24 protein-coding genes are annotated in these 19,961 nt (G+C 53.3%); 16 read left to right on the top strand and 8 right to left on the bottom strand.

What is annotated here, in order from left to right:
• The first annotated feature begins 51 nt into the window (after window positions 1-51).
• Window positions 52-309 (top strand): helix-turn-helix transcriptional regulator, encoded by a 258-nt coding sequence (locus H142_RS0107940; RefSeq protein ID WP_026147890.1) that lies wholly within the window; start codon window positions 52-54, stop codon window positions 307-309.
• On the top strand, window positions 302-1,630 hold the full coding sequence (locus H142_RS0107935; protein WP_017931586.1) for a type II toxin-antitoxin system HipA family toxin: 1,329 nt from the start codon (window positions 302-304) through the stop codon (window positions 1,628-1,630). The genes H142_RS0107940 and H142_RS0107935 overlap by 8 nt, the downstream gene beginning before the upstream one ends.
• On the opposite strand, the gene H142_RS0107930 is transcribed toward H142_RS0107935, so the two are convergent.
• Window positions 1,623-3,794, bottom strand: coding sequence for a primosomal protein N' (locus H142_RS0107930; RefSeq protein ID WP_017931585.1), 2,172 nt, complete (start codon window positions 3,792-3,794; stop codon window positions 1,623-1,625). The two genes, H142_RS0107935 and H142_RS0107930, sit on opposite strands and share 8 nt — an antisense overlap.
• A gap of 56 nt (window positions 3,795-3,850) precedes the next feature.
• On the opposite strand from H142_RS0107930, the gene fsa reads away from it, so the two are divergent.
• Window positions 3,851-4,504, top strand: coding sequence for a fructose-6-phosphate aldolase (gene fsa / locus H142_RS0107925; protein ID WP_017931584.1), 654 nt, complete (start codon window positions 3,851-3,853; stop codon window positions 4,502-4,504).
• Between the two features lie 52 nt (window positions 4,505-4,556).
• On the opposite strand, the gene mutL is transcribed toward fsa, so the two are convergent.
• The 4 genes from mutL to H142_RS0107905 form a co-directional block, all read right to left on the bottom strand.
• Window positions 4,557-6,431 carry a DNA mismatch repair endonuclease MutL gene (gene mutL, locus H142_RS0107920; protein WP_017931583.1) on the bottom strand — a complete coding sequence of 625 codons (1,875 nt, stop codon included), beginning with the start codon at window positions 6,429-6,431 and terminating at the stop codon, window positions 4,557-4,559.
• A gap of 21 nt (window positions 6,432-6,452) precedes the next feature.
• Complete coding sequence (locus H142_RS0107915) at window positions 6,453-6,986, bottom strand: DUF3035 domain-containing protein (protein WP_017931582.1); 534 nt, start codon at window positions 6,984-6,986, stop codon at window positions 6,453-6,455.
• A gap of 93 nt (window positions 6,987-7,079) precedes the next feature.
• A complete protein-coding gene (locus H142_RS14920; protein WP_017931581.1) occupies window positions 7,080-7,583 on the bottom strand; it encodes a hypothetical protein in 504 nt (167 codons plus the stop codon).
• A gap of 21 nt (window positions 7,584-7,604) precedes the next feature.
• Window positions 7,605-7,871 (bottom strand): DUF2312 domain-containing protein, encoded by a 267-nt coding sequence (locus H142_RS0107905; RefSeq protein WP_017931580.1) that lies wholly within the window; start codon window positions 7,869-7,871, stop codon window positions 7,605-7,607.
• A 128-nt stretch (window positions 7,872-7,999) separates the two neighbouring features.
• Between H142_RS0107905 and H142_RS0107900 the strand changes: the two genes are divergently transcribed.
• The 4 genes from H142_RS0107900 (at window position 8,000) to H142_RS14910 (ending at window position 12,328) form a co-directional block, all read left to right on the top strand.
• Complete coding sequence (locus H142_RS0107900; protein WP_017931579.1) at window positions 8,000-9,085, top strand: isoaspartyl peptidase/L-asparaginase family protein; 1,086 nt, start codon at window positions 8,000-8,002, stop codon at window positions 9,083-9,085.
• Window positions 9,085-10,245, top strand: coding sequence for a dipeptidase (locus tag H142_RS0107895; protein WP_017931578.1), 1,161 nt, complete (start codon window positions 9,085-9,087; stop codon window positions 10,243-10,245). The genes H142_RS0107900 and H142_RS0107895 overlap by 1 nt, the downstream gene beginning before the upstream one ends.
• 110 nt (window positions 10,246-10,355) lie before the next feature.
• Entirely contained in the window at window positions 10,356-11,327 is a 972-nt protein-coding gene (locus tag H142_RS14915; RefSeq protein ID WP_017931577.1) for an endonuclease/exonuclease/phosphatase family protein, read from the top strand.
• The gene (locus H142_RS14910) at window positions 11,324-12,328 is read left to right on the top strand and encodes a phosphatase domain-containing protein (RefSeq protein WP_017931576.1); all 1,005 of its coding nucleotides are present in this window, start codon (window positions 11,324-11,326) and stop codon (window positions 12,326-12,328) included. Before H142_RS14915 ends, H142_RS14910 begins: the two co-directional genes overlap by 4 nt.
• Window positions 12,329-12,353: 25 nt before the next feature.
• Here the strand turns inward: H142_RS14910 and H142_RS0107880 are convergent, their stop codons facing one another.
• Together H142_RS0107880 and ykgO are read right to left on the bottom strand one after the other, a co-directional pair.
• A complete protein-coding gene (locus tag H142_RS0107880; protein ID WP_156811959.1) occupies window positions 12,354-13,112 on the bottom strand; it encodes a tetratricopeptide repeat protein in 759 nt (252 codons plus the stop codon).
• Window positions 13,113-13,148: 36 nt separating this feature from the next.
• Window positions 13,149-13,274: a type B 50S ribosomal protein L36 gene (gene ykgO, locus H142_RS0107875; protein WP_017931574.1), complete on the bottom strand. Its 126-nt coding sequence runs from the start codon at window positions 13,272-13,274 to the stop codon at window positions 13,149-13,151.
• Between the two features lie 216 nt (window positions 13,275-13,490).
• Between ykgO and H142_RS14905 the strand changes: the two genes are divergently transcribed.
• Both H142_RS14905 and H142_RS0107865 read left to right on the top strand, forming a co-directional pair.
• The gene (locus tag H142_RS14905; protein ID WP_083898980.1) at window positions 13,491-14,774 is read left to right on the top strand and encodes a lytic murein transglycosylase; all 1,284 of its coding nucleotides are present in this window, start codon (window positions 13,491-13,493) and stop codon (window positions 14,772-14,774) included.
• A 52-nt stretch (window positions 14,775-14,826) separates the two neighbouring features.
• Window positions 14,827-15,216 carry a hypothetical protein gene (locus tag H142_RS0107865; protein WP_156811958.1) on the top strand — a complete coding sequence of 130 codons (390 nt, stop codon included), beginning with the start codon at window positions 14,827-14,829 and terminating at the stop codon, window positions 15,214-15,216.
• Window positions 15,217-15,225: 9 nt separating this feature from the next.
• On the opposite strand, the gene H142_RS0107860 is transcribed toward H142_RS0107865, so the two are convergent.
• Window positions 15,226-16,263, bottom strand: coding sequence for a sigma 54-interacting transcriptional regulator (locus H142_RS0107860; RefSeq protein WP_017931571.1), 1,038 nt, complete (start codon window positions 16,261-16,263; stop codon window positions 15,226-15,228).
• A gap of 212 nt (window positions 16,264-16,475) precedes the next feature.
• Between H142_RS0107860 and H142_RS16845 the strand changes: the two genes are divergently transcribed.
• The 7 genes from H142_RS16845 to H142_RS0107825 all read left to right on the top strand — a co-directional run bounded on the left by H142_RS16845 (window position 16,476) and on the right by H142_RS0107825 (window position 19,916).
• A complete protein-coding gene (locus H142_RS16845; RefSeq protein WP_017931570.1) occupies window positions 16,476-16,622 on the top strand; it encodes a hypothetical protein in 147 nt (48 codons plus the stop codon).
• A gap of 81 nt (window positions 16,623-16,703) precedes the next feature.
• Complete coding sequence (locus H142_RS16840) at window positions 16,704-16,859, top strand: hypothetical protein (protein ID WP_156811957.1); 156 nt, start codon at window positions 16,704-16,706, stop codon at window positions 16,857-16,859.
• A 45-nt stretch (window positions 16,860-16,904) separates the two neighbouring features.
• Complete coding sequence (pspA, locus tag H142_RS0107845; protein ID WP_017931568.1) at window positions 16,905-17,597, top strand: phage shock protein PspA; 693 nt, start codon at window positions 16,905-16,907, stop codon at window positions 17,595-17,597.
• Between the two features lie 159 nt (window positions 17,598-17,756).
• Window positions 17,757-18,005, top strand: coding sequence for an envelope stress response membrane protein PspB (gene pspB / locus H142_RS0107840; RefSeq protein ID WP_017931567.1), 249 nt, complete (start codon window positions 17,757-17,759; stop codon window positions 18,003-18,005).
• Window positions 17,989-18,486 (top strand): PspC domain-containing protein, encoded by a 498-nt coding sequence (locus tag H142_RS0107835; RefSeq protein ID WP_017931566.1) that lies wholly within the window; start codon window positions 17,989-17,991, stop codon window positions 18,484-18,486. The genes pspB and H142_RS0107835 overlap by 17 nt, the downstream gene beginning before the upstream one ends.
• 152 nt (window positions 18,487-18,638) lie before the next feature.
• Window positions 18,639-18,854, top strand: coding sequence for a hypothetical protein (locus H142_RS0107830; protein ID WP_017931565.1), 216 nt, complete (start codon window positions 18,639-18,641; stop codon window positions 18,852-18,854).
• A gap of 30 nt (window positions 18,855-18,884) precedes the next feature.
• A complete protein-coding gene (locus tag H142_RS0107825; protein WP_017931564.1) occupies window positions 18,885-19,916 on the top strand; it encodes a GIN domain-containing protein in 1,032 nt (343 codons plus the stop codon).
• Window positions 19,917-19,961 lie beyond the last annotated feature (45 nt).

Genomic DNA, 19,961 nt, shown 5'->3' with positions numbered 1-19,961 from the left:
CATTTAATGCATATATACAAGTTATGCGATTAACGCATAATGGAGGTAAAGATGCAACGCTTTGCACGATCCACGAAAGATGTCGGTCATATTTTAACCCAGTACCGTTTGGCGCAAGGTCTTAGTCAGGCTGAGCTGGCTAAACGCTTAAATCTACACCAAACGTCCATTTCCCGCCTCGAAAGCGGTGACACCAACCGCGTGCTTGATCTGGTTTTTAGAATCTTAGCCATGCTGGATCTTGAAATTGAATTTCGGCCACGCCGCAAGAGTTCTGCTCAAGATATTATAGACATGTTTGATGAGTAGACGCCGTAAAAACATTCTGCTGAACGTCCTTTTGAACGGACGTCTTGTTGGTGTTTATGAGAGGCAAAGTAGCGGCAATATTAGTTTCACATACACGAAGACCTGGCTAAATTGGGAACGTGCAATGCCGATATCGCTATCCCTGCCCCTACAAAACACTCCACACCGTGGAGCAAGAGTAAGTGCATATTTCAATAATTTATTACCGGATTCACAAGCTATATTAAAAGGCATAGCCGAACGTATCGGTTCAGAAAGTACGGATGCCTTCGATTTATTATCACAAATCGGCCGAGATTGTGTCGGGGCATTACAGTTTATTCCAAAAGATTACGTTTATGACGCAAATGAAAGCGGAGCTTTTGAGCCCTTAACCGAGAAACAAGTCAGAAATATTCTCGTCGACCTTAAACATGCCCCATTAGGAATAGAACAAGAGGGCGGCTTTCGAATTTCGATTGCAGGCGCTCAGGAAAAAGCAGCTTTTCTTAAAGTCGATAAAACATGGTGCCGACCGATAGGGACAACACCGACTACTCATATTTTCAAAACTCAAATTGGAAAAATAGAATTTAGCACTGGGATGGTTGATCTATCCAATAGTGTTGAAAATGAATTTTATTGTTTGGAATTGCTAAGGGCATTTGGACTTGAAACACCTAATATTAAAATAGCCCATTTTGAAGACAAAACTGTTCTAATTGTTGAACGTTTTGATCGCATCCATACCCCTGATAGAAAGATCATCCGATTACCACAAGAAGATATGTGTCAAGTTTTAGGTGTTCCTCCAACCAAAAAATATCAGAATAAAGGCGGGCCAACTTTAATTGATATCTTACGTCTCGTTAGAAAAAGTGATAACCCCGCCAAAGATCAAAAAACACTTTTTAAATCTCAAATTTTATTTTGGTTAATTGGAGCGACAGACGGTCACGCAAAAAACTTTAGTATATTTCTGCGTCCGCACGGACAGATATCTCTAACACCACTTTATGACGTTTTATCCGCACAACCTATGTTCGACAAAGCCCAAATTCAGCATAAAGAGTTTAGATTAGCTATGTCTGTCGGGCGGAAGCCCCATTATAAAATACTCAATATTTGCCGTAGATATTATTATGAGACGGCCAACGCGGCAGATTTGAACGAAGATTTTGTTGATGATTGCATTACAGAAATAGTGGAAGCCTTCCACACAGCATTTGACCATATTGAAGGAATACTGCCTCAAAACTTTCCTATGGAGATGCATGCATCGATCAAAAATGCTGCACAGACACGCTTAGGCATATTATCTGAGCCGTATACCCCTACATAAAGCCCTGCGGGTCGATATCGATCTGGAGTTTCACCTTACTCGGGACCCGGTAGGCGGATTGCCACGCGGCCATATAGGCGGACAGGTTTAAGCTCATCGCGCCTTGCACGAGAAAGCGGCGGCGGTGACGGCCGCGCAGCATCGCGATGGGAGCCTCGGACGGGCCGAGGATATCGACGCCGTCCGCGCGCGGCGCTTTAGCGAGAAAATCCCTACAGGCTTTGTCGGCCAGCTGCGGCGTCGCGCCGCTGATAATCACGGCGGCGAGCTTACCGTAAGGCGGAAGCTCGAGCGCCTCGCGTATCTCTAACTCCGCAGAAATAAAGCGCTCGCGGTCTCCGGCGGCCAGCGCGGCGAGCGCTTCATGTTCGGGTTGATGCGTCTGGATCAGCGCGCGTCCCGGTTTATCGGCGCGGCCCGCGCGGCCCGCGACCTGCACCAAAGTCTGATAAGTCCGCTCGCCCGCGCGCAGATCGCCGCCCGATAATCCTAAATCGCCATCCACGACGCCGACAAAGGTCAGCTTAGGAAAATTATGGCCTTTGACCACCATTTGCGTGCCGACGAGGATGTCGATCTCGCCGCTGGCCATACGGGCCATACGGGCGCGCAAATGCTCCGCCCCGCCCGCCGTGTCCGAGGACAAAACTTCAATGCGCGCATCGGGGAATAAGAGCCGCGCTTCTTCTTCCACCCGCTCGACGCCCGGCCCGACGGGAGACAGGCTGTCTTCGGCTTTGCAGGTCGGGCAGGCGCGCGGCATACGCATGGAAAATCCGGTATGGTGGCACATGGCGCGGCCCGTACGGCGGTGTTGCACCAGCCAGCTATCCGTATCAGGGGATTTTAATTTCGCGCCGCATTCGCGGCAAATAATCAGCGGCGCATAGCCCCGCCGGTTCAGATAAAGCATGGCCTGCTCACCCCGTGACAGGCTCTCTGTGACCGCGTCAATCAGCGGCTGTGACAGATATTTGCCGCGCTCGGGTTTGTGTTCTTTGAGGTCGATGAGCGCCACATCCGGCATAGTCACCGCGCCCGGACGTTCGGGCAAGATGATATGATGAAACCGCCCGCTGCGCGCATTGGTCAGCGCCTCAAGCGACGGCGTTGCGCTGGCCAGCACGACGGTGGCGCGCTCTAATTTGGCCCGCACCACGGCCATATCGCGAGCATTATAAATCACGCCCTCTTCTTGTTTGTAACTTGTGTCGTGCTCCTCATCGACCACGATCAGGCCAAGCCGTTTAAACGGCAGATAGAGCGCGCTGCGCGCCCCGACGACAAGCCCCGCCCGGCCTGTATAGACTTCACGCCATGTGCGGCGGCGGGCGGCGTCTCCCATCTGGCTATGCCAAGCGGCAGGCTCTGCGCCGAAGCGCTGTTTGAACCGCGCGAGGCCTGCTTGGGTCAGAGCAATTTCAGGAACAAGAATCAGAGCTTGATTACCGTCCCGTAAAGCCTGCGCGGCGGCCTCGAAATACACCTCCGTCTTGCCCGACCCCGTCACGCCGTCCAGCAAGGCCGCTTCAAATCGCCCGCCCGCAACAAGGCGTTCAAGCTGCGCCGCCGCCGCCGCCTGTCCGGGCGTCAGAGACAGGCCTGACAGATCAGGATTGGGCGTCTCGAACTGTGGATCCAGAGGCTCTTCAATCGCGTGCAGCGCGCCGACCTTGGCCATGCCGCTCACCACGCCGGACGACACGCCGGCGGCGTTCGCGGCCTCTGCGGCGCGGGCGGGCCAGTCTATATCGGCGTCCAGTACCTTTTGCCGCGCGGACGACAGACGCACAGGCACGCTGCCGCTGGGCGCATATCGCGTGACCATGGGCGACGGGTCGAGCGCTTTATAACTGCGCAAAACCATGCGCAACACCATGCCCGGCGGCGCGCAATTATAACGCGCGGTAAAAGCGATGAACTCCATCATGGCGGTGGTCAGCGGCGCGCAGTTTTTGACCTGCGCAATATCTTTGAGCTTGCGCTCAGTGTCCGGCGCGTCGTGTGTGGCGACAACAACGCCCAGCTTCATTTGCTGCCCCAATGGGGCATAGACAAAGCTCCCCGCGCGCAGCTGCTCTCCGCCCGGCAGACCATGCGGCACGCCATAATCGAACGGGCGCGGGACGCCGACAGGAAATAAAACTGAAACGCTGTGAATCATGAAAATCTATGCTAACAGACGCGCCAACGAAATCGCCTGTAAATCGGAGAGCGAATATGAAATTTTTTGTCGACAGTGCTGATCTTGACCAGATTGCCTATCTTAATGATATAGGGTTTGTGGACGGCGTCACAACCAACCCATCTATTATTGCCAAATCCGGCCGCGACTTCATCGAAGTCATCAAAGAGATTTGCGCCATGGTTGAAGGCCCCGTCAGCGCCGAAGTCACGGCCACCGAAGCCGATGCTATGATCGCCGAAGGCCGCAAACTGCGCAAGATCTCGAAAAATGTCTGCGTCAAGCTCCCGCTGACACTGGATGGTTTGAAAGCCTGTAAGGTTTTGTCGGGTGAAGGCACGCAAACCAATGTGACGTTGTGCTTCTCAGCCAACCAAGCGCTTCTGGCGGCCAAAGCCGGCGCAACATTCGTCTCGCCATTTATTGGGCGTTTGGACGATATCGGCGTTGACGGTATGGAATTGATCGAAGAAATCCGCATCATTTTTGACAATTACGGATATGAGACTGAAATCCTCGCAGCCTCGATTCGCAATGGCGGCCACGCTAAAGCCTGCGCGCTTGTCGGCGCAGACGTGATGACCGCGCCGCCGGAGGTGATCCGCAAAATGGCCGAGCATCCGCTGACCGATAAAGGTCTCGCCGCCTTCCTCAAAGACTGGGAAAAAACCGGCCAAAGCATTTTGTAAACGGCGCAAATATTGAACCTAAAGCCCGCTCCCGTAGCGGGCTTTTTTGTGGCTAACGCCGCCCAAAGAGCCGTTCAATATCTGCGAGTTTAAGCTCGACATAGGTCGGGCGGCCATGATTGCATTGCCCGCTATGGGGCGTGTCTTCCATTTGCCGCAGCAGCGCGTTCATCTCGTGACCGTTCAGGCGACGGCCCGCGCGGACACTGCCGTGACAGGCCATGGTGCCGCAGACATGTTCAAAGCGCTCGCGCAAAGATAAAGTCTGCTTATGCTCGGCCAGATCATCGGCCAGATCACGAATCAGCCCTTGGATATTCATCTCACCCAGCAGCGCGGGTGTTTCGCGCACGGCGACCGCGCCTGCGCCGAAGCTTTCAATCACCAGGCCCATTTCTTCCAGCTCATCTGAGCGCGCGAGAAGGCGCGCAGCCTCGTCCTCTCCCAGATCAACAATATCGGGAATGAGCAGCACTTGGCGCTCGACGCCCTTACCGTCCATAGCTTTTTTCATGCGTTCATAGACAAGGCGTTCATGGGCCGCATGTTGATCGACAATGACAATGCCGTCCGCCGTTTGCGCGACGACATAAGTCTCATGCAATTGCGCGCGGGCCATGCCGAGCGGATAGTCTTGATCGTGTTGCGGCGCATTGGGATGATCCTGCTGCGAATAAGCCTGCCCGTAAATCTCTGCGCCCTCTTCCACCTTCGCCGACATGCCATCAACTAAAGGGCGTAGGCTGGGCTCATAAGCTTGCGGATTATACCCGCTGCCAAATCCGGAGCGCGGCGCGTAATTTTGCTGGAACGGCATCGCGTCTTGCCCAATGCTGTGACCACCGCCGCCCGCCTGAATTTTCCCCAGCGCGTATTGCGACACAGTTGTGCTGGCGCGATGCCCCGCTCCGGCCAGAGCGTGACGCAGCGCGCCGACAATTAATCCGCGCACCAGCGACGGATCGCGAAACCGCACTTCAGTTTTGGCCGGATGGACATTTACATCAACAAGGTCAGGCGGCAGATCCAGATAAAGTGCGGCCACGGGATGACGTTGCCGCGCCAGAAAGTCCTGATAAGCCCCGCGCAGCGCGCCGTGCAACAAACGGTCACGCACAGGGCGGTCATTGACGAATAAATATTGATGGGTCGCGGCGCCGCGCGAATAAGTCGGCAGACCCGCAAACCCCGACAGACGAATGCCTTCGCGCTGGGCGTCAATCGCCAGTGCATTGGCACTGAAATCTTTGCCTAATATTCCCGACAGACGCGCCAGACGACCGTCATCGGACAGAGCTTCGGCGCTAGCGCGGAAATTAGCGCGCTCGCCATGCGACATATGAAACGTCACGTCGGGGCGGGCCATGGCCAGACGCTTGACAATATCCGTGATCGCCATGGTTTCGGAGCGCTCGGTTTTTAGAAATTTCAGCCGCGCAGGGGTCGCGAAAAACAGATCATGTACGGCGACGCGCGTGCCCGAGACGCCAAGGCGCGGCGCGGGTTTGGGGCCGCTGATCTCTCCGCCTTCAACAGACAATTCCCACGCATTGGGGCTGTCTATAGTCTGGGTCGTAATGCTTAACCGCGAGACAGAGCCGATGGACGGTAGGGCCTCACCGCGAAATCCCATAGTGGCGATATTGAGAAGGTCCCATTCTCCGTCCTCAGACGGGCGTAACTTGGATGTGGCGTGGCGCTCTACGGCGAGGCATAAATCCTCGCGGCTCATGCCTTGGCCGTTATCGGTGATAATGATGGCCTCGCGGCCACCGCCTTCAATACGGATTTCAATGGAGGTCGCGCCGGCGTCAAGCGCATTTTCAACCAATTCTTTGACCGCGCTGGCAGGGCGCTCAATCACCTCTCCGGCGGCAATGCGGTTGACCGTTTGCGCCGGAAGTCGAAAAATGATGTCTTGGCTCATATCGGCCCCGCAGGCCGGAGGTTATAGCCCCGGAAGTTTTGCGCCGGAGGGCTGTTTACGAATGCGCACGTCACCGCCTCCTGTGGCGGATTGGATGGCTTCCAAACGCCGGGCTTCGGTTTCAGGATCCAGCGGCGCGCCTGTTGCGTCGACGGCTTTGCCGTCACGCCAGCTCATTATGCGCTGCGAAAATCCACTCGGCTTTTTCTCGACTTGGTTAGACCCGTCAATCGCAACGCGGATTGCAGGGTCGGCGCGGCCGGCTCCGGCTTGCGTCATCAGCAGGATTTCACCCTGGCTGGGCTTGGCATCGTCAACTTCGCCCAGAAGCGCTTCGCGGGCAACCTTGGAGCTATAGGCCTCTTCGGCGCGGAACTCTCCGGCCTTTGGCGGCCGCAAATTATACTCCGGCGGTACGACAAGCGGCGGCTTGGTCAGGATGTTAAATTCATTCGGTGCAGATTTGGTCGCGCCGCTGGCCCGCGCAATTGACGCGCAACCCGACGTGGCCAGAACGGCCCCAATAATCAAACCTGTTATAATTTTCTGTGACATCTCGACTCGCCTGTTCATTAATAATCGCCTGTCTCTTAGCGCGAAGATTTGCGCGGGCCAAGTTAAGTTATCATAACACTGCCGGATTTGGGCTCAATCCTGTTCATCCGGTTTAACGATACGCAAAAAGGGCTTTCCTTTCGGCGGCGGCGCAGACGGCATAGCCACCGGAGGGGCTTTGGCACGGGCTCGCTCGCTGACGGGGGCGTCCTCAAAATCATCATCCAATTGTCGCACGCGCGGCGAAAATTTAGGGCCTTTGGATTTGAAGCTGCTTCGCCGCAAGCCCTTACCGCTATTATGATCTTTGTCTTTCTTGCGCAGCTGGGAAAATATCTTTTTTTGCGCGTAGGACAGGGCTTCATTCCGGCCGCCTTTTTCTGGATCGACAAATCCGCTATCAAATTTTTCGAGACGCTCAGACAGGCTCTCGGAAAATTCGGCCTCCCAGTCGGTCAGATCGTCAACCTCTTCCAAGGATTTGGATAGACGCTCGAGCTTACGCTTAGCCGCGCGCGCCTTACGGGCTTTGGCGCGCCGCTCTTTGTCGCGCTGTTTGTCGCGCGCATCGTCGTGGTCTTGATCACTCTCGTCCATTTGCGGACTATAGCGGCACTTTTAGCTCTCGCCAACGACCTCTAGATACATGTCCAGCAGCGCTTCTTCTTCGGCGCGTTCATTGGCGTCTTTTTTACGCAAAGATACGACTTTACGGATGATTTTAGGGTCAAGGCCGAAGGTTTTGATCTCGGCGTAAACCTCGCGGACATCAGCCGCCAACTCGGCCTTCTCAGCCTCCAAACGCTCAATACGGGCTACGTATTGACGAAGTTTTTCCTGTGTCGCCTGACCCAATTGGTCGGCGCGTTGCTCGTCACTTAGCATAATATGTCCTGTCGCTGACACTCAGACGTGTCGAATTTAGAATTTGGCCTGACTGATAGGTCAAGTCATGCCATAAGCGCAATCAAAGCCCGCACAAAAGATGTGGATGAGATATTTCGGGAGGATTTATGACACGGTTTATCACTGGCTGCGCTACCGCCGCCCTTTTGGCAGGATGCGTAACAGCGCAAGACGCAGGCTCGGAAATAATGGCCAAAGGCTTTGTCGATCCCGGCATGTCTGTCATTGCCTATGAGGCCCGTTGCCCCGCAAATGTGGCTTGGTCACTGGCCATCCATGGCGGCGCGGGCGTGATGCAGCGCGAGAGCATGAGCGCGCAGACCGAGGCCGATTACCGCGCAACCCTAACGGATGTCATGTCTTCCGGCCGCGATATGCTTAATCGCGGGCATAGCGCGCTGGATACGGCGCAGCACATGATTATGGGTCTCGAAGATGATCCGAAATTTAATGCCGGCAAAGGCGCGGTTTTCAGCGCCGCGCGTATCAATGAAATGGACGCCTCGATCATGGATGGACGCCAGCGTGATGCGGGCGCGGTCAGCAGCGTCACGGTCGTGCGTAACCCCATTTTGGCCGCGCGTGCTGTGCTGGATTATTCGCGTCATGTGCTGTTGTCCGGCGAAGGCGCGGAGCAATTTGCAAGATCGCAAGGTCTTACAATTGTACCCCGCGAATATTTCCAGACGCAGCGGCGGCGTGATCAGCTTGAGAAGAAACTCGCGCAAAAACAGGCCTATAACACACCCGAAACACGCTTTGGCACGGTCGGCGCTGTCGTCAAAGATGGTTGCGGAGACCTCGCCGCTGCGACATCAACGGGCGGGCTTACGGCCAAAGAATTTGGCCGCGTAGGCGACACGCCAATAATCGGCGCAGGCACATATGCCGACAATAAATATTGCGCGGTTAGCGCAACAGGAACCGGGGAGTATTTCATTCGCGGCGGTATTTCCAAACTGGTCTGCACGCGCATGGAATATATAGGCGAGCCGCTGCAAACCGCTATGGACTACGCGATCCATACAGAACTTGACGGTTTGGGCGGTGACGGTGGCATTATCGGCGTCGGCGCGGACGGTTCGGTCGGGTTCAGCTTTAACACCAAAGGCATGTATCGCGGCGCAGCCACATCCACAGGCGTGATGCGGGTTGAGATTTTCGAGCTCAATGAAAGCGGTGAGGACAAATAATGCGCGCATTAAAATGGAGTGTTCTAATCGCCGCTATTCTGTTGGTCATTGGGGTCGCCGCGTTAACATTCTATATTGTTCCACAGCAAGACGCCAAAATGAATGTTGTTATTGATCACGCGCCTTATGTAATTAGCGAGGACGCGCAAGCTTTTCACGATACGCTGACTGTCGCTGACCTTCATAGTGATAGTCTGTTATGGGCGCGAAGCCTCGCTAATCGCAATGATCGCGGTCATGTGGATATTCCGCGGTTAGTCGAAGGAAATGTCAAATTGCAGGTGTTCTCCGCTGTTACCAAAAGTCCGCGCGGACTGAATTTTGATGAAAATGACGGCCAAGGTGCAGATGATATTTCCCTGCTGGCGAAGGTGCAGTTCTGGCCGCCGCGCTCGTGGAGCAGCATCTATGAGCGCGCCGCTTATCAGGCCGAACGTTTGATAAAGCTTGAAGATAACGGAAATCTAGTCATTGCCCGTGACGCGCAAAGTTTTAAATCTGCGATGGCGGGTGACAAATTAGTCGCGCTGCTGCTGACCGAAGGCGCGCATCCGCTGGAAGGCAAGATCGAGAATATTGAGCGGCTTTATGATAAAGGTTACCGCATTATGGGGCTGCAGCATTTTTTCGATAATGAACTCGGCGGATCCATGCATGGCAAAAGCAAGTCCGGTCTAACGCCGTTTGGACGCGACGCCGTGATCGAGATGCGCCGCATGGGCATTATCATTGATGTTGCCCATAGCAGCGAGGCGGTCGTGCGCGACGTGCTGGCGATGAGCGATACACCGCTTATTATTTCTCATGGCGGCGTGCGCAGCGCCTGCCCGGCTACTGCAAACCGGAACCTACCCGATGAGCTGCTACTCGAAATTACTGGACGTGGCGGCATTATCGGCATTGGATATTTCGACGGTGTTATATGTGATATCTCGCCGGGCGGGATTGCTGACGCGGTCATCTACGCAGTGGATATTTTAGGTGCTGACGCGGTTGCTTTGGGGTCCGATTTCGACGGTACAGTCACGACAACGCTGGACACATCGGAGCTGGCCGCGATAACCCAAGCTCTAATGCAAAAAGGCATGGAGCGGCGCGTTATAACCAAAGTTATGGGTGGGAACGCGGTACGGTTTTTCAGCGAAAATCTGGGGAAATGAAGGCGGCCCTAAGCTAACATCCGAAGCGACCGTGAATTGTTATGGAACGCTCTTCCATTCGCTTCGTTAAAATGACAGGGATTGACTTCATCTAATAACAGGCCGTATTTATGTTCTTACTGTACTCGGTTTTATACCTTCTTGCATTTGCCGGATTAATCGCCGCGTTCAGCGCTGTTCTCAACACGCAGATTTGGTGGATGCGTGGCTGGATATATCCGCGCATTCAAATCGCCATATTTAATGCCGTCATGATTGTCGCCATCATGATTTTCGGTCATGTCAATGCGTGGACAATCCTGCTTGTGCTGGGCCTGATGGGATCAATCATATACTGCCTGTCCAGTATCTACCCGTTCACGCCTATAGCCAAAATTGATAGCCCGACAATATTACCCGGCAAGGTCGATACAGAGCTTAAAATTCTTGTCGGCAATGTCCTCATGGATAATGAGCAGAGCGAAGGTTTAATTGCCTCAATACGAGATAAGAATCCTGATCTTATTTTTCTCGTGGAAACGGATGAAAAATGGAAAAGCTATCTAACCGAAATCGAGAGCGATTATCCTCATACTTACCTTCTGCCATTGAATGATTATAACGGCATGCTGTTTTACTCCAAGCTTCCGATAAAAGATGTCAAGGAGCGCTATCTGGTACAGGATCATATCCCTTCGTTAACAATGGATTTGGATTTGGACGGGAAAATTATTCGATTTTTCGGAGTCCACCCGCGTCCGCCGCGTCCCGAAGATGATACTGCAGACATGGATCAGGAACTACAAATTATTGCGCGCGAGGCCTATAATTATGACGGGCCGGTTATTGTCACGGGCGATTTAAATGATGTCGGCTGGTCGCGCACAACGCAAAACTTCCTAAGAGTCAGCAAACTTCTGGACCCGCGTCGGGGTCGGGGGCTGTTTAACAGTTATAATGCAAAACATGTCTTTATGCGCTGGCCGCTGGATCATATATTCCACTCGGATCATTTCGGCTTGATTACGATGCAAAGACTACCAAAATACGGCTCCGATCATTTTCCGATCTTTATCAGCCTGGGTTTGAAAGACACATTATGAGCGGAACTTTAAAATCAACAATTTTGAAAGCCCTCATCGGCGCAGAAAGCCTATGGGATAAAATCCATATTTCCGACAGTTTGGAGCCGGCACATATATTGCCCCATATCGGCTACGCGACGCCAACTGGCATGGTCGCGCGCGGACGATTGGTGACCTATCGCAAGGAAAATTTTGATGAAGAGCCTTCGGTCTGGGACAATCTACAATCCATGGCCGCGCGGTTTTTAACAGATGAACTGGCTGATGTAGAAGTGCAATCCGGAGCGTTTACAACGCGCACCGATGATGAGGGCTATTTCGCGCTTGAGCTTCCCCGCGCGGATGCAGGATGGCATGAGGTTGAAGTTTATCTTCCGCAATATGATGCCCGCGCTACGCTCCCTATCTTCGTGCCGCCACATGATATACGCGTCGGTATTATCAGCGATATTGACGACACAGTGTTGCAAACCGATGCGTGGTCATTACCGAAAAATTTGATCACGACCCTCACGGGAAATGTGGATAGCCGGGTCATATTTGACGATGCCATTCGTTTATTTAACAGTTTTGAAGCGCGCCGCTGGCCCGTATTTTATGTGAGTTCGTCGCCGTGGAATTTGCATAAATTTCTGATCACTATCTTTGAGCGCGCAGGCCTGCCACGCGGCCCAAAATTCTTAAGGGATTTTGGCATTGGCGAAAACCAGCTCGTCACCGGCACCCATGGCGATCATAAGGGCGAAGCTATTGATCTTATATTGGGATCTAATCCGGAGTTGAATTTTGTTCTAATCGGCGATACCGGACAGCATGATCCCCAAGTCTACGCCGCCGCCGCAATCCGCCATGCCGGCCGCATCAGCCAAGCTATTTTCCGCCGCGCAGGGCCTATTGACGACGTCGAAGATCAGGCCGCTATCGCGAAATTCGGTGAGTTGGATATCCCAGTACATATCGTCGAATCTTATGATGATCTGCCGGATGATGTTTTCGAGACCCTATTTACGGAGACATAGCAAAAATATGGTCCGGTAAATATTCCTATAGGGACTGACCTTCGGCCTGACCGCGCAGAGCATCGACCCGCTTCTCAACCTGCTCCAGCGCCGGATAAAGTGACAGAGCTTGAGAATACGTCTCAAAAGCGGCGGTCGGCTGTCCGGTACGCTCAAATATATTGCCCAAAGTCCACAGCGCGTAAAAGTGGCGCGGCTCAACAATCAGGGCCTGAACGGTATCCGCTTGCGCGTCCGCAACCCGGCCCTGTTCTAACGCCAAGCGGGCAGAGCGTGCCCACCCTTCGGCGTAGTCCGGCTGCAAGCGTATAACGTGTTCGTAAAAACGTCGCGCTTTGGGGAGATCGCCAGCCATTTGCGCGGCAACGCCGCGGCGGAGCAATAAATCAATAGACGGGCTGCCAGATTGAAGCCAGATCGCCCAAATTTCTTCAGCAATCAGCTCAGCATTTTTTGGGTCTTTTTCACGTTCCAGTTTTGCGAACAAATCATCAAGCTGCGCCTGGCGGTCTTCAGGGGAGAGTATGAAGACGTCGGGACGGGCATTTTCAGCGGCTCCGTCAAGAGACGGCTCTTCGCCGCCTTGTGACCCCTCATCACGCTGTGGGGCATCCGGCAACGGCGCAAGTTCCGGCAAAGGGATAGAGTCGGGATCAACCGTTTGCGCACTTATTGTGACCGCACTGAATATCACTGCGAAACACATTATCAGTGAGAGGGAAAAAGCTTTTAACATGCGCGCAGAATGCCGCTCTACGCCGGACGGCGCAAGCGGTAACAACACGTAAATTTTCGTAAACCTGCCGTAGGGCAGATTGAATTAGCCTTGGCGCGCTTTAAAACGCGGATCGGTCTTGTTAATAACGTAAAGACGGCCTTTGCGGCGCACGACCTGGCAATCGCGATGGCGGTTCTTCAGTGATCTTAATGAACTGCGGACTTTCATGACGGACTCGATTTTGTTCTCAATTGAGGTAAGCGCGTTATCTATGGATGAGGGCGGGGTGTGTCAACATCAATTCCACCGCAAATATCAGTCCATGCACATTGAAATGCCAACGAGATGACAGCCCCCGTTCTGCTTTTTAACATGTTGTAACATTTACTTAGGCCGGATCGCGTCTAATGTTGGTATGTAATTAATATATATAAAGGATACGACATGCGGCGTTTATTACTTTGTGTACCCCTTCTCATCTCTGCCTGCGCAGCTGCGCCGCAAAGCGCAATGAGCTCAGCCAACACTGCCGCAAATGATGTACGTGGGTCTGAGGTCAAAATTATAAATCCGGACACGACCCCGCAGGTAAAGTTCGACGCTTGGAAAGCGGATTTTACCAATCGCGCCCTTGCCAAAGGCTATGACCCCGCTCTTGTTATCGCCGTCATCGCCCCGGCAGAGCTGCGCGAGGACGCCATCGCGTCTAATGACAGCCAACCCGAATTTACGAAACCGGTTTGGAGTTATATTGATAATGCCATGAATGAGCGGCGTCTGAACGGCGGTATGGCTCAGCTAACAGCTCATGAACAAATGTTTAACAATATTGAACGTGATTTTGGCGTTGATCGTCATACGCTGACGGCCATTTGGGGCTTGGAATCAGCTTATGGCGACATTCAGGGTAATTATGACGCAATTAGTGCATTAGCCAGCTTCGCCTTTGACGGGCGGCGTCAAAAATTTGGTGAAACCCAACTTTTTGCAATCCTGGACCTTCTGGCCAACCGCAAAGTCCGCCAAGACCAGCTTGTTTCGTCATGGGCAGGAGCCATGGGCATGACACAATTTATCCCGTCCACATTCCGCGACTACGCCGTGGATTATAATGCCGATGGCAATATTGACCTGTGGAACAGTCCCGAGGACGCGCTCGCCAGCGCAGCTAATTATCTATCCAAATCCGGCTGGCGTCGCGGCGAGCCGGTAATGACAGAGATCATCTTCGCGCCGGATTTCAATTTCGCATTATCAGATGGACGTAAAATGACCGTCAGCGAATGGCGGGCTCTCGGCGTATCTCCTGTTGGCGGCGGCGCGTTTACGTCCAGCTACGCCAATATGCCCGCACGGCTCTACGTGCCTGCAGGGTCACGCGGCCCGGCATTCCTGACGTTTAAGAATTTTGACGCTATCAAACGGTATAATAATTCATCCAGCTATGTGACAGGCATTACCAGCTTAGCGACTGGACTGTCCGGGCAGCGCTTAATTTCGCGGCCGTGGCCAAAAGATGACAAGCCTTTATCGCTGTCGCAAAAGAAAAATATGCAAACCGCGCTGACGGCACTAGGATATGATACGCAAGGCGTGGACGGACAGATCGGCCCGAATAGCCGCAAAGCCATTCGCGCATGGCAGGCCGCAAACGGGCTCGCTGCTGACGGATATATTGAACAAACGCTCTACGCCCGTATCGTCGTGGCAGCGGGGCTGCTGCCTTAGCGTAACTTTAAACAATTCGTGTCATGTTTCGTGTTAATTCACGGAGACCTTTATGTCACATCGTCCTCTTTTTAGAATGGCCGCATTCAGCCTATTAGGCGTGGCTATGCTTAGCGGCTGTCAGCCTAAGCCTGAAGTCGTCGTGGAGACTCCGCCGCAGCCCGTTATCGATCTAGCGGAAGAGGCACGTCTGGCCCGCGAGGCCAAGATAGAAGCCGCCCGCCGCGCCATTGGCGCGCAGCAGTCAGCAGCGTTAAACGGCGCAGAGCCCGGCCCGTCAAATGCCGTAAAAACAGCGCAGCGCGAGATACCGCCCGTTGAGCCCCTCGGCATGAATAGTCAGACTGTTACCCCAGATACCGACCCCGATAAATATCGCCGGACTGAAGATAAGGCGCTTATCCGCCGCTCAGACGGTCCTCCGCTGCCTCAGTCAGAATAGCTAAGCGTATTATTTGCGTAGTCCGTGCTTTCGCAACTGCCCGCGAAAGGCGTGATAGGTCAGACCAAGGAATGCGGCCGCTTTCTTTTGATGTTGCCCCTGTGTGTCCATCGCCTGCACGATCAGCGTTTTTTCAAACGCATTAACCCGCTCATAGAAATCACCCTCAGATTTTGGCGCGATATTTTGCGGTGGGGCTGACTGCGGCGCGCCCGGTTGCGGTGCATGAAGTTGATCCGGTGGCAGAATCGTCTGCACAGGTGCATCGTGGAGAACGGCAAGTCGCCACGGCCCCTCAAAGGGATCCATGCGGACATCGCCAATCGGGCCATCAAAACTGTTATCATCCAGAAAAGCATTATTGACTGCGCGTATCGCCACACTTCGAAGCTGCCGTACATTACCGGGCCAGTCCTGCCCTTCCAAAAATGCGATCACCTCGGGCGTAAATCCCGGGAAGCTTTCTGCCTTGAGCGCCTTAACGCGCTCCCGCGCAAAGTAATTGGCCAAGGCCTCGATATCAGAGATGCGGCGTCGAAGCGGCGGCAGAGTAATCACGTCGGTAGACAGGATATCCAGCAAGTCCTGCCGGAAGGCCTTGGCTCCGGCCGCGGCGGGCAGGTCAATACCGCTGGTCGCGATAATGCGAATATTAGCGCTGTAGACATCATCCCCGCGCAGACGCTCATACTCACCGTCTTCAACGAGGCGCAGGAGCTTTTCCTGCACACGAGGGCTCATACTCTCTATAGAGTCCAGAAATAATGTCCCGCCCTCACCGCGCTCAATCAGACCCGCACTTATATCCTCTCCAAAAATATGAGCTTCGAGCTGTTCGTCATCATAAGCGGCGCAACTGACCGCATTGAAACTTTGTTCCCATCGGGGCGACAGGAAATGAAGCCGTCCCGCTGTCATGGATTTGCCCGTACCGCGTTCCCCAACCACTAACAGCGTGTGATCCAGCGCCGCGCAATGCGATATCCGGTCTAGCGTGGCCAAAAAGGCTGGCGATTGACCGATGGGTTGAGTCTGTAATTTGCTCATAATTAGTCCTGTAAACTACTTTTATTAGTTTTAAATACCATTTATAGGCAATAATTACTATTGCAAATTACGGTCATGCGCAAAAATCTTATTTAATCTATATAAATCAATGATTTAGAATATCGTGACTTTCCGCTCTCTTATATTGCATACTGGGGTCACACCGAAAGGGACATCCCGCCCCGACGGTTACGAGAGAGAGAGAAAACGCAATGACTTATTCAACACATATGATTGACGAGAAAAATATCGGCACATCTTTAGCGTCCCACCGGGTTCGCAATTCACGCCGCCGCCGTCACATCGCCGCCGTATCAAGCTATGTTGGCGGATCCCACATTGCCGGTTTTGGCATCTAGTCAAAACCGGCCACCCCCGTCCCCGCATAAAATTGAGGGACGGGCCGAAATTCCCCCATTTAAGACGACGAGGAAATGAACATGAACACTGATTTTGAAAATGAATTTGAAAGCCGCAGTCACCGCAGCGAAGCCAGCAGCACATTTCGGCGCTTTACCCGTTATCTGTCGACACGTCCGACGGAGTCCTGGGGCTTCTTCGTTGCCGGTCTGATGATCGGTGGATTTTTCCTCTAACCCCCACCCCACCCCTAAACCGCATTAATATCTAAGGAGATTATCATGGGAATATTTTCACGCATGGGCGACATCATAAATTCAAATCTGAATTCTATGATTGAAAAAGCCGAAAATCCCGAAAAAATCGCACGCCTGATTATTCAGGAAATGGAAGACACTCTTGTCGAAGTGCGGACTGAAGCCGCCCGCTCTATTGCTGAGCGTAAAGAATTACAGCGCAAAGCGGAAAGCTATGAGGCCCGCTCAGATGAATGGGCGTCAAAAGCCGAACTCGCTATCTCTAAAGAGCGCGAAGATCTGGCCCGGGGCGCAATTGGCGCCAAGCAGCAAGCTGAGCAAATGGCGGAAGTTGTCCGCCGCGAGATCCAAATTCTGGACGAAAATGTCGAGAAAGCCGATTCCGACCTACAAAAGCTTCAAGCCAAGCTTAATGAAGCTAAAGCCAAGCACAAATCGCTTATGATGCGCGGCACAACGGCCCAGAACCGTATCCGTGTACGCACACAGCTGACTGACAGCAAAGTTGACGACGCTTTGGCCCGCTACGAGCGTGTTGAGCGCAAGGTCGATGATCTGGAAGCCCAGGTTGAGAGCTTTGACCTTGGTAAAGGTCAGAGTCTGGAAAGCCAGTTTGCCGAGATTGAATCTAATGAAGCCGTCGAGGACGAACTGTCACAACTCAAGGCGCGGATGACCAAATCTGAACCCAAAGCGAAAAAAGCGGCGACTAAATAAGCCGTAAACTTTGGACCTGCGTCCGGCGCGGGGTTGTTGACCCGTTCAACCCTGGCCCCATATGAGAGAGGTGGAGTAGTGCCCCGCCGGCGCAGGCCAAACCTAAATATAGCCGCCAGACCTTAAACTGAGTGGCAAAAATACGAGAGAGAGACCTAAATGAGACCTGAAATCCTAGTATTCATGATACCGATTATCGCGATCGTGATGGGCGTGGGTAGCGCAATGTTAAAAAGCTACTTCTCCCATAAAGAACGCATGATGGATCATATGAGTGGCGACCAAATCGCTGAATTGGAACGCATGTCAAAACTGGCCGATATTTTCGACCAACGCGTTCAGGTTCTAGAGCGCATTTTGGATGACGAAGTTCCAAACTGGAGAGAGAGAAATGACAAAACGATATAAAAACCGCTTTCACCGCGCCATGAACGATACGAATTGGGGCACCGGAGAGCACGAAGACGTTGAATATGTCGACGATGTTCCCAAGCGCCTAACCCGTAATAAAATCGACGGCGTCTGGGGCGGAGTATGCGCAGGCATCGGAGATTACTCCGGCATTGACCCAGTAATTGTCCGCCTCCTCTTTGTGCTGGCTTTCTTCTTTTTGCTCGGCCCGCTTGTTTTTGCAATTTATTTTGGATTGTGGATATTTGTTCCCAGCGATAATCGCGCACCATACCGCCGCAAAAAATACGAAACCCGCAAGGCCCGCCGGGCAGAGCGCGCAGATCTAAATATTACGCAACCGGTTAAATCAACGGCCACTTTCAAAGATGTCAGAAGCAAGTTTCGTAGCGTCGAAACCCGTCTGGCGGATCTGGAAAAATCCATCACCTCATCGGAATGGCAGCTTCGCCGCCAGTTCCGTGATCTGGAAAACTAGCCTGCGCTAGACACCCAGCCAACCCCCGGCAGGCGTCCCCCTTAAACGCCTCGCCAAATTCCTTCCGGAGTGCGCGCCGTCACCCCCGACGCCCGCCTCCGGAAGGCCCTAAACAGGCTTAGCCTGTCCACCCGGCAAGGAGGAGAGAGACCATGCTGACCAAAACCTTAATCGCATCAACCCTGGCATTATCTGCCATAGGCGGCGGAACATTTGCCGTCCAGCCGATCGCCGTAGAGCTTACCGCGGGGCCAATGGCCTTCGGCGCAAGCCTTGAAAGCGGCGCCTTTATCCGCGAAGCCAAAACGGCTCGAACGCAGATTGTCATTGGCTTCCAAAGCGGGCGTCAACTTGCGCTCGCCCTTTAAAACCGCCTGAAAATACAGAGAGAAAACACTATGACTAAATTTCTGATTACCGCCGCGACATTGCCGCTATTAGCCTCTGCATTCGCCATGAGCGCGCAAGCAGAAGACGGCCCCGAGCTTGTCATCGAAAACTTCGTCGGCACAGTGACGCTCATCACCGACAATACGGCCCCCTTATCCGTGGCCTCTGTCACGAATAAAAAAGATATGACGCAGCATAATGATGGCGAAAACCTCGTGATTGATGGCGGCATCCGCAAGCCTGATGGCGATAAATGTAAAGGCTATTACGGTAATTGGAGCTGGAGCAAGAAAAAGTCCGGCACTATTGGCGGCTATGAGGATATTGAAGATTATCCCAAGCTGACAATCAGCGCACCATCAAACACCATCCTGGTTGTCCGCAACTCCATCCCCTTTATCGAGACAGGGGATTTGGGCGGAGCTAATGTCGAGGTTCAGGCCTGCGGCAAAATTAATATGGGTGATCTGGACGGCGATCTGCGTGTCGAGTTATCCGGCTCCGGCGATATTATGGCCGGAAATGTCCACGACGCGGATCTAAACCTTCGTGGTAGCGGCGATGTCAGTATTAAAAATGCCCGCGATCTACGGGCGGATTTATCCGGCTCCGGCGATATCGTCACAGGCAATGTAGCCAATGCCGATATTAGCCTTCGCGGCAGCGGTGATATCGAATTAGAAGACGTGACCGGAAAGCTCAATTTGTCGCTGCGCGGCTCAGGTGATGTGTCTGTCGGCAATGTCAGCGGCGGCGCCGAGGCCTCTATGCGAGGCTCCGGAGATATTGAAATTGACTCTATTTCCGGACCGACCCGTCTGGAATCCAGCGGATCAGGCGATATTGAAGTCGATGACGGAGACACAGACATGCTCTATATTTCATCCTCTGGGTCTTCGACAATTGAGTATGGCGGCACGGCTAAGGATGCCGACCTTCGGGCCACCGGAGCGGCAGATATTTATGTTCATCACGTCACCGGATCAGTGGATCAACGCGAAAGCGGATCAGCCGATATCGACATTGATAAGCGCGATTAGACCGCGTCACCCCTTGTGAATCGCTGCGCCGTCCTGCCTGTAAAA

It is taken from the genome of Robiginitomaculum antarcticum DSM 21748 (genome assembly GCF_000365025.1).
GTDB classification, from domain to species: domain Bacteria; phylum Pseudomonadota; class Alphaproteobacteria; order Caulobacterales; family Maricaulaceae; genus Robiginitomaculum; species Robiginitomaculum antarcticum.
The sequence above is the reverse complement of the archived record's forward strand: the minus strand, read 5'-3'. Positions and strand labels throughout refer to the sequence as shown.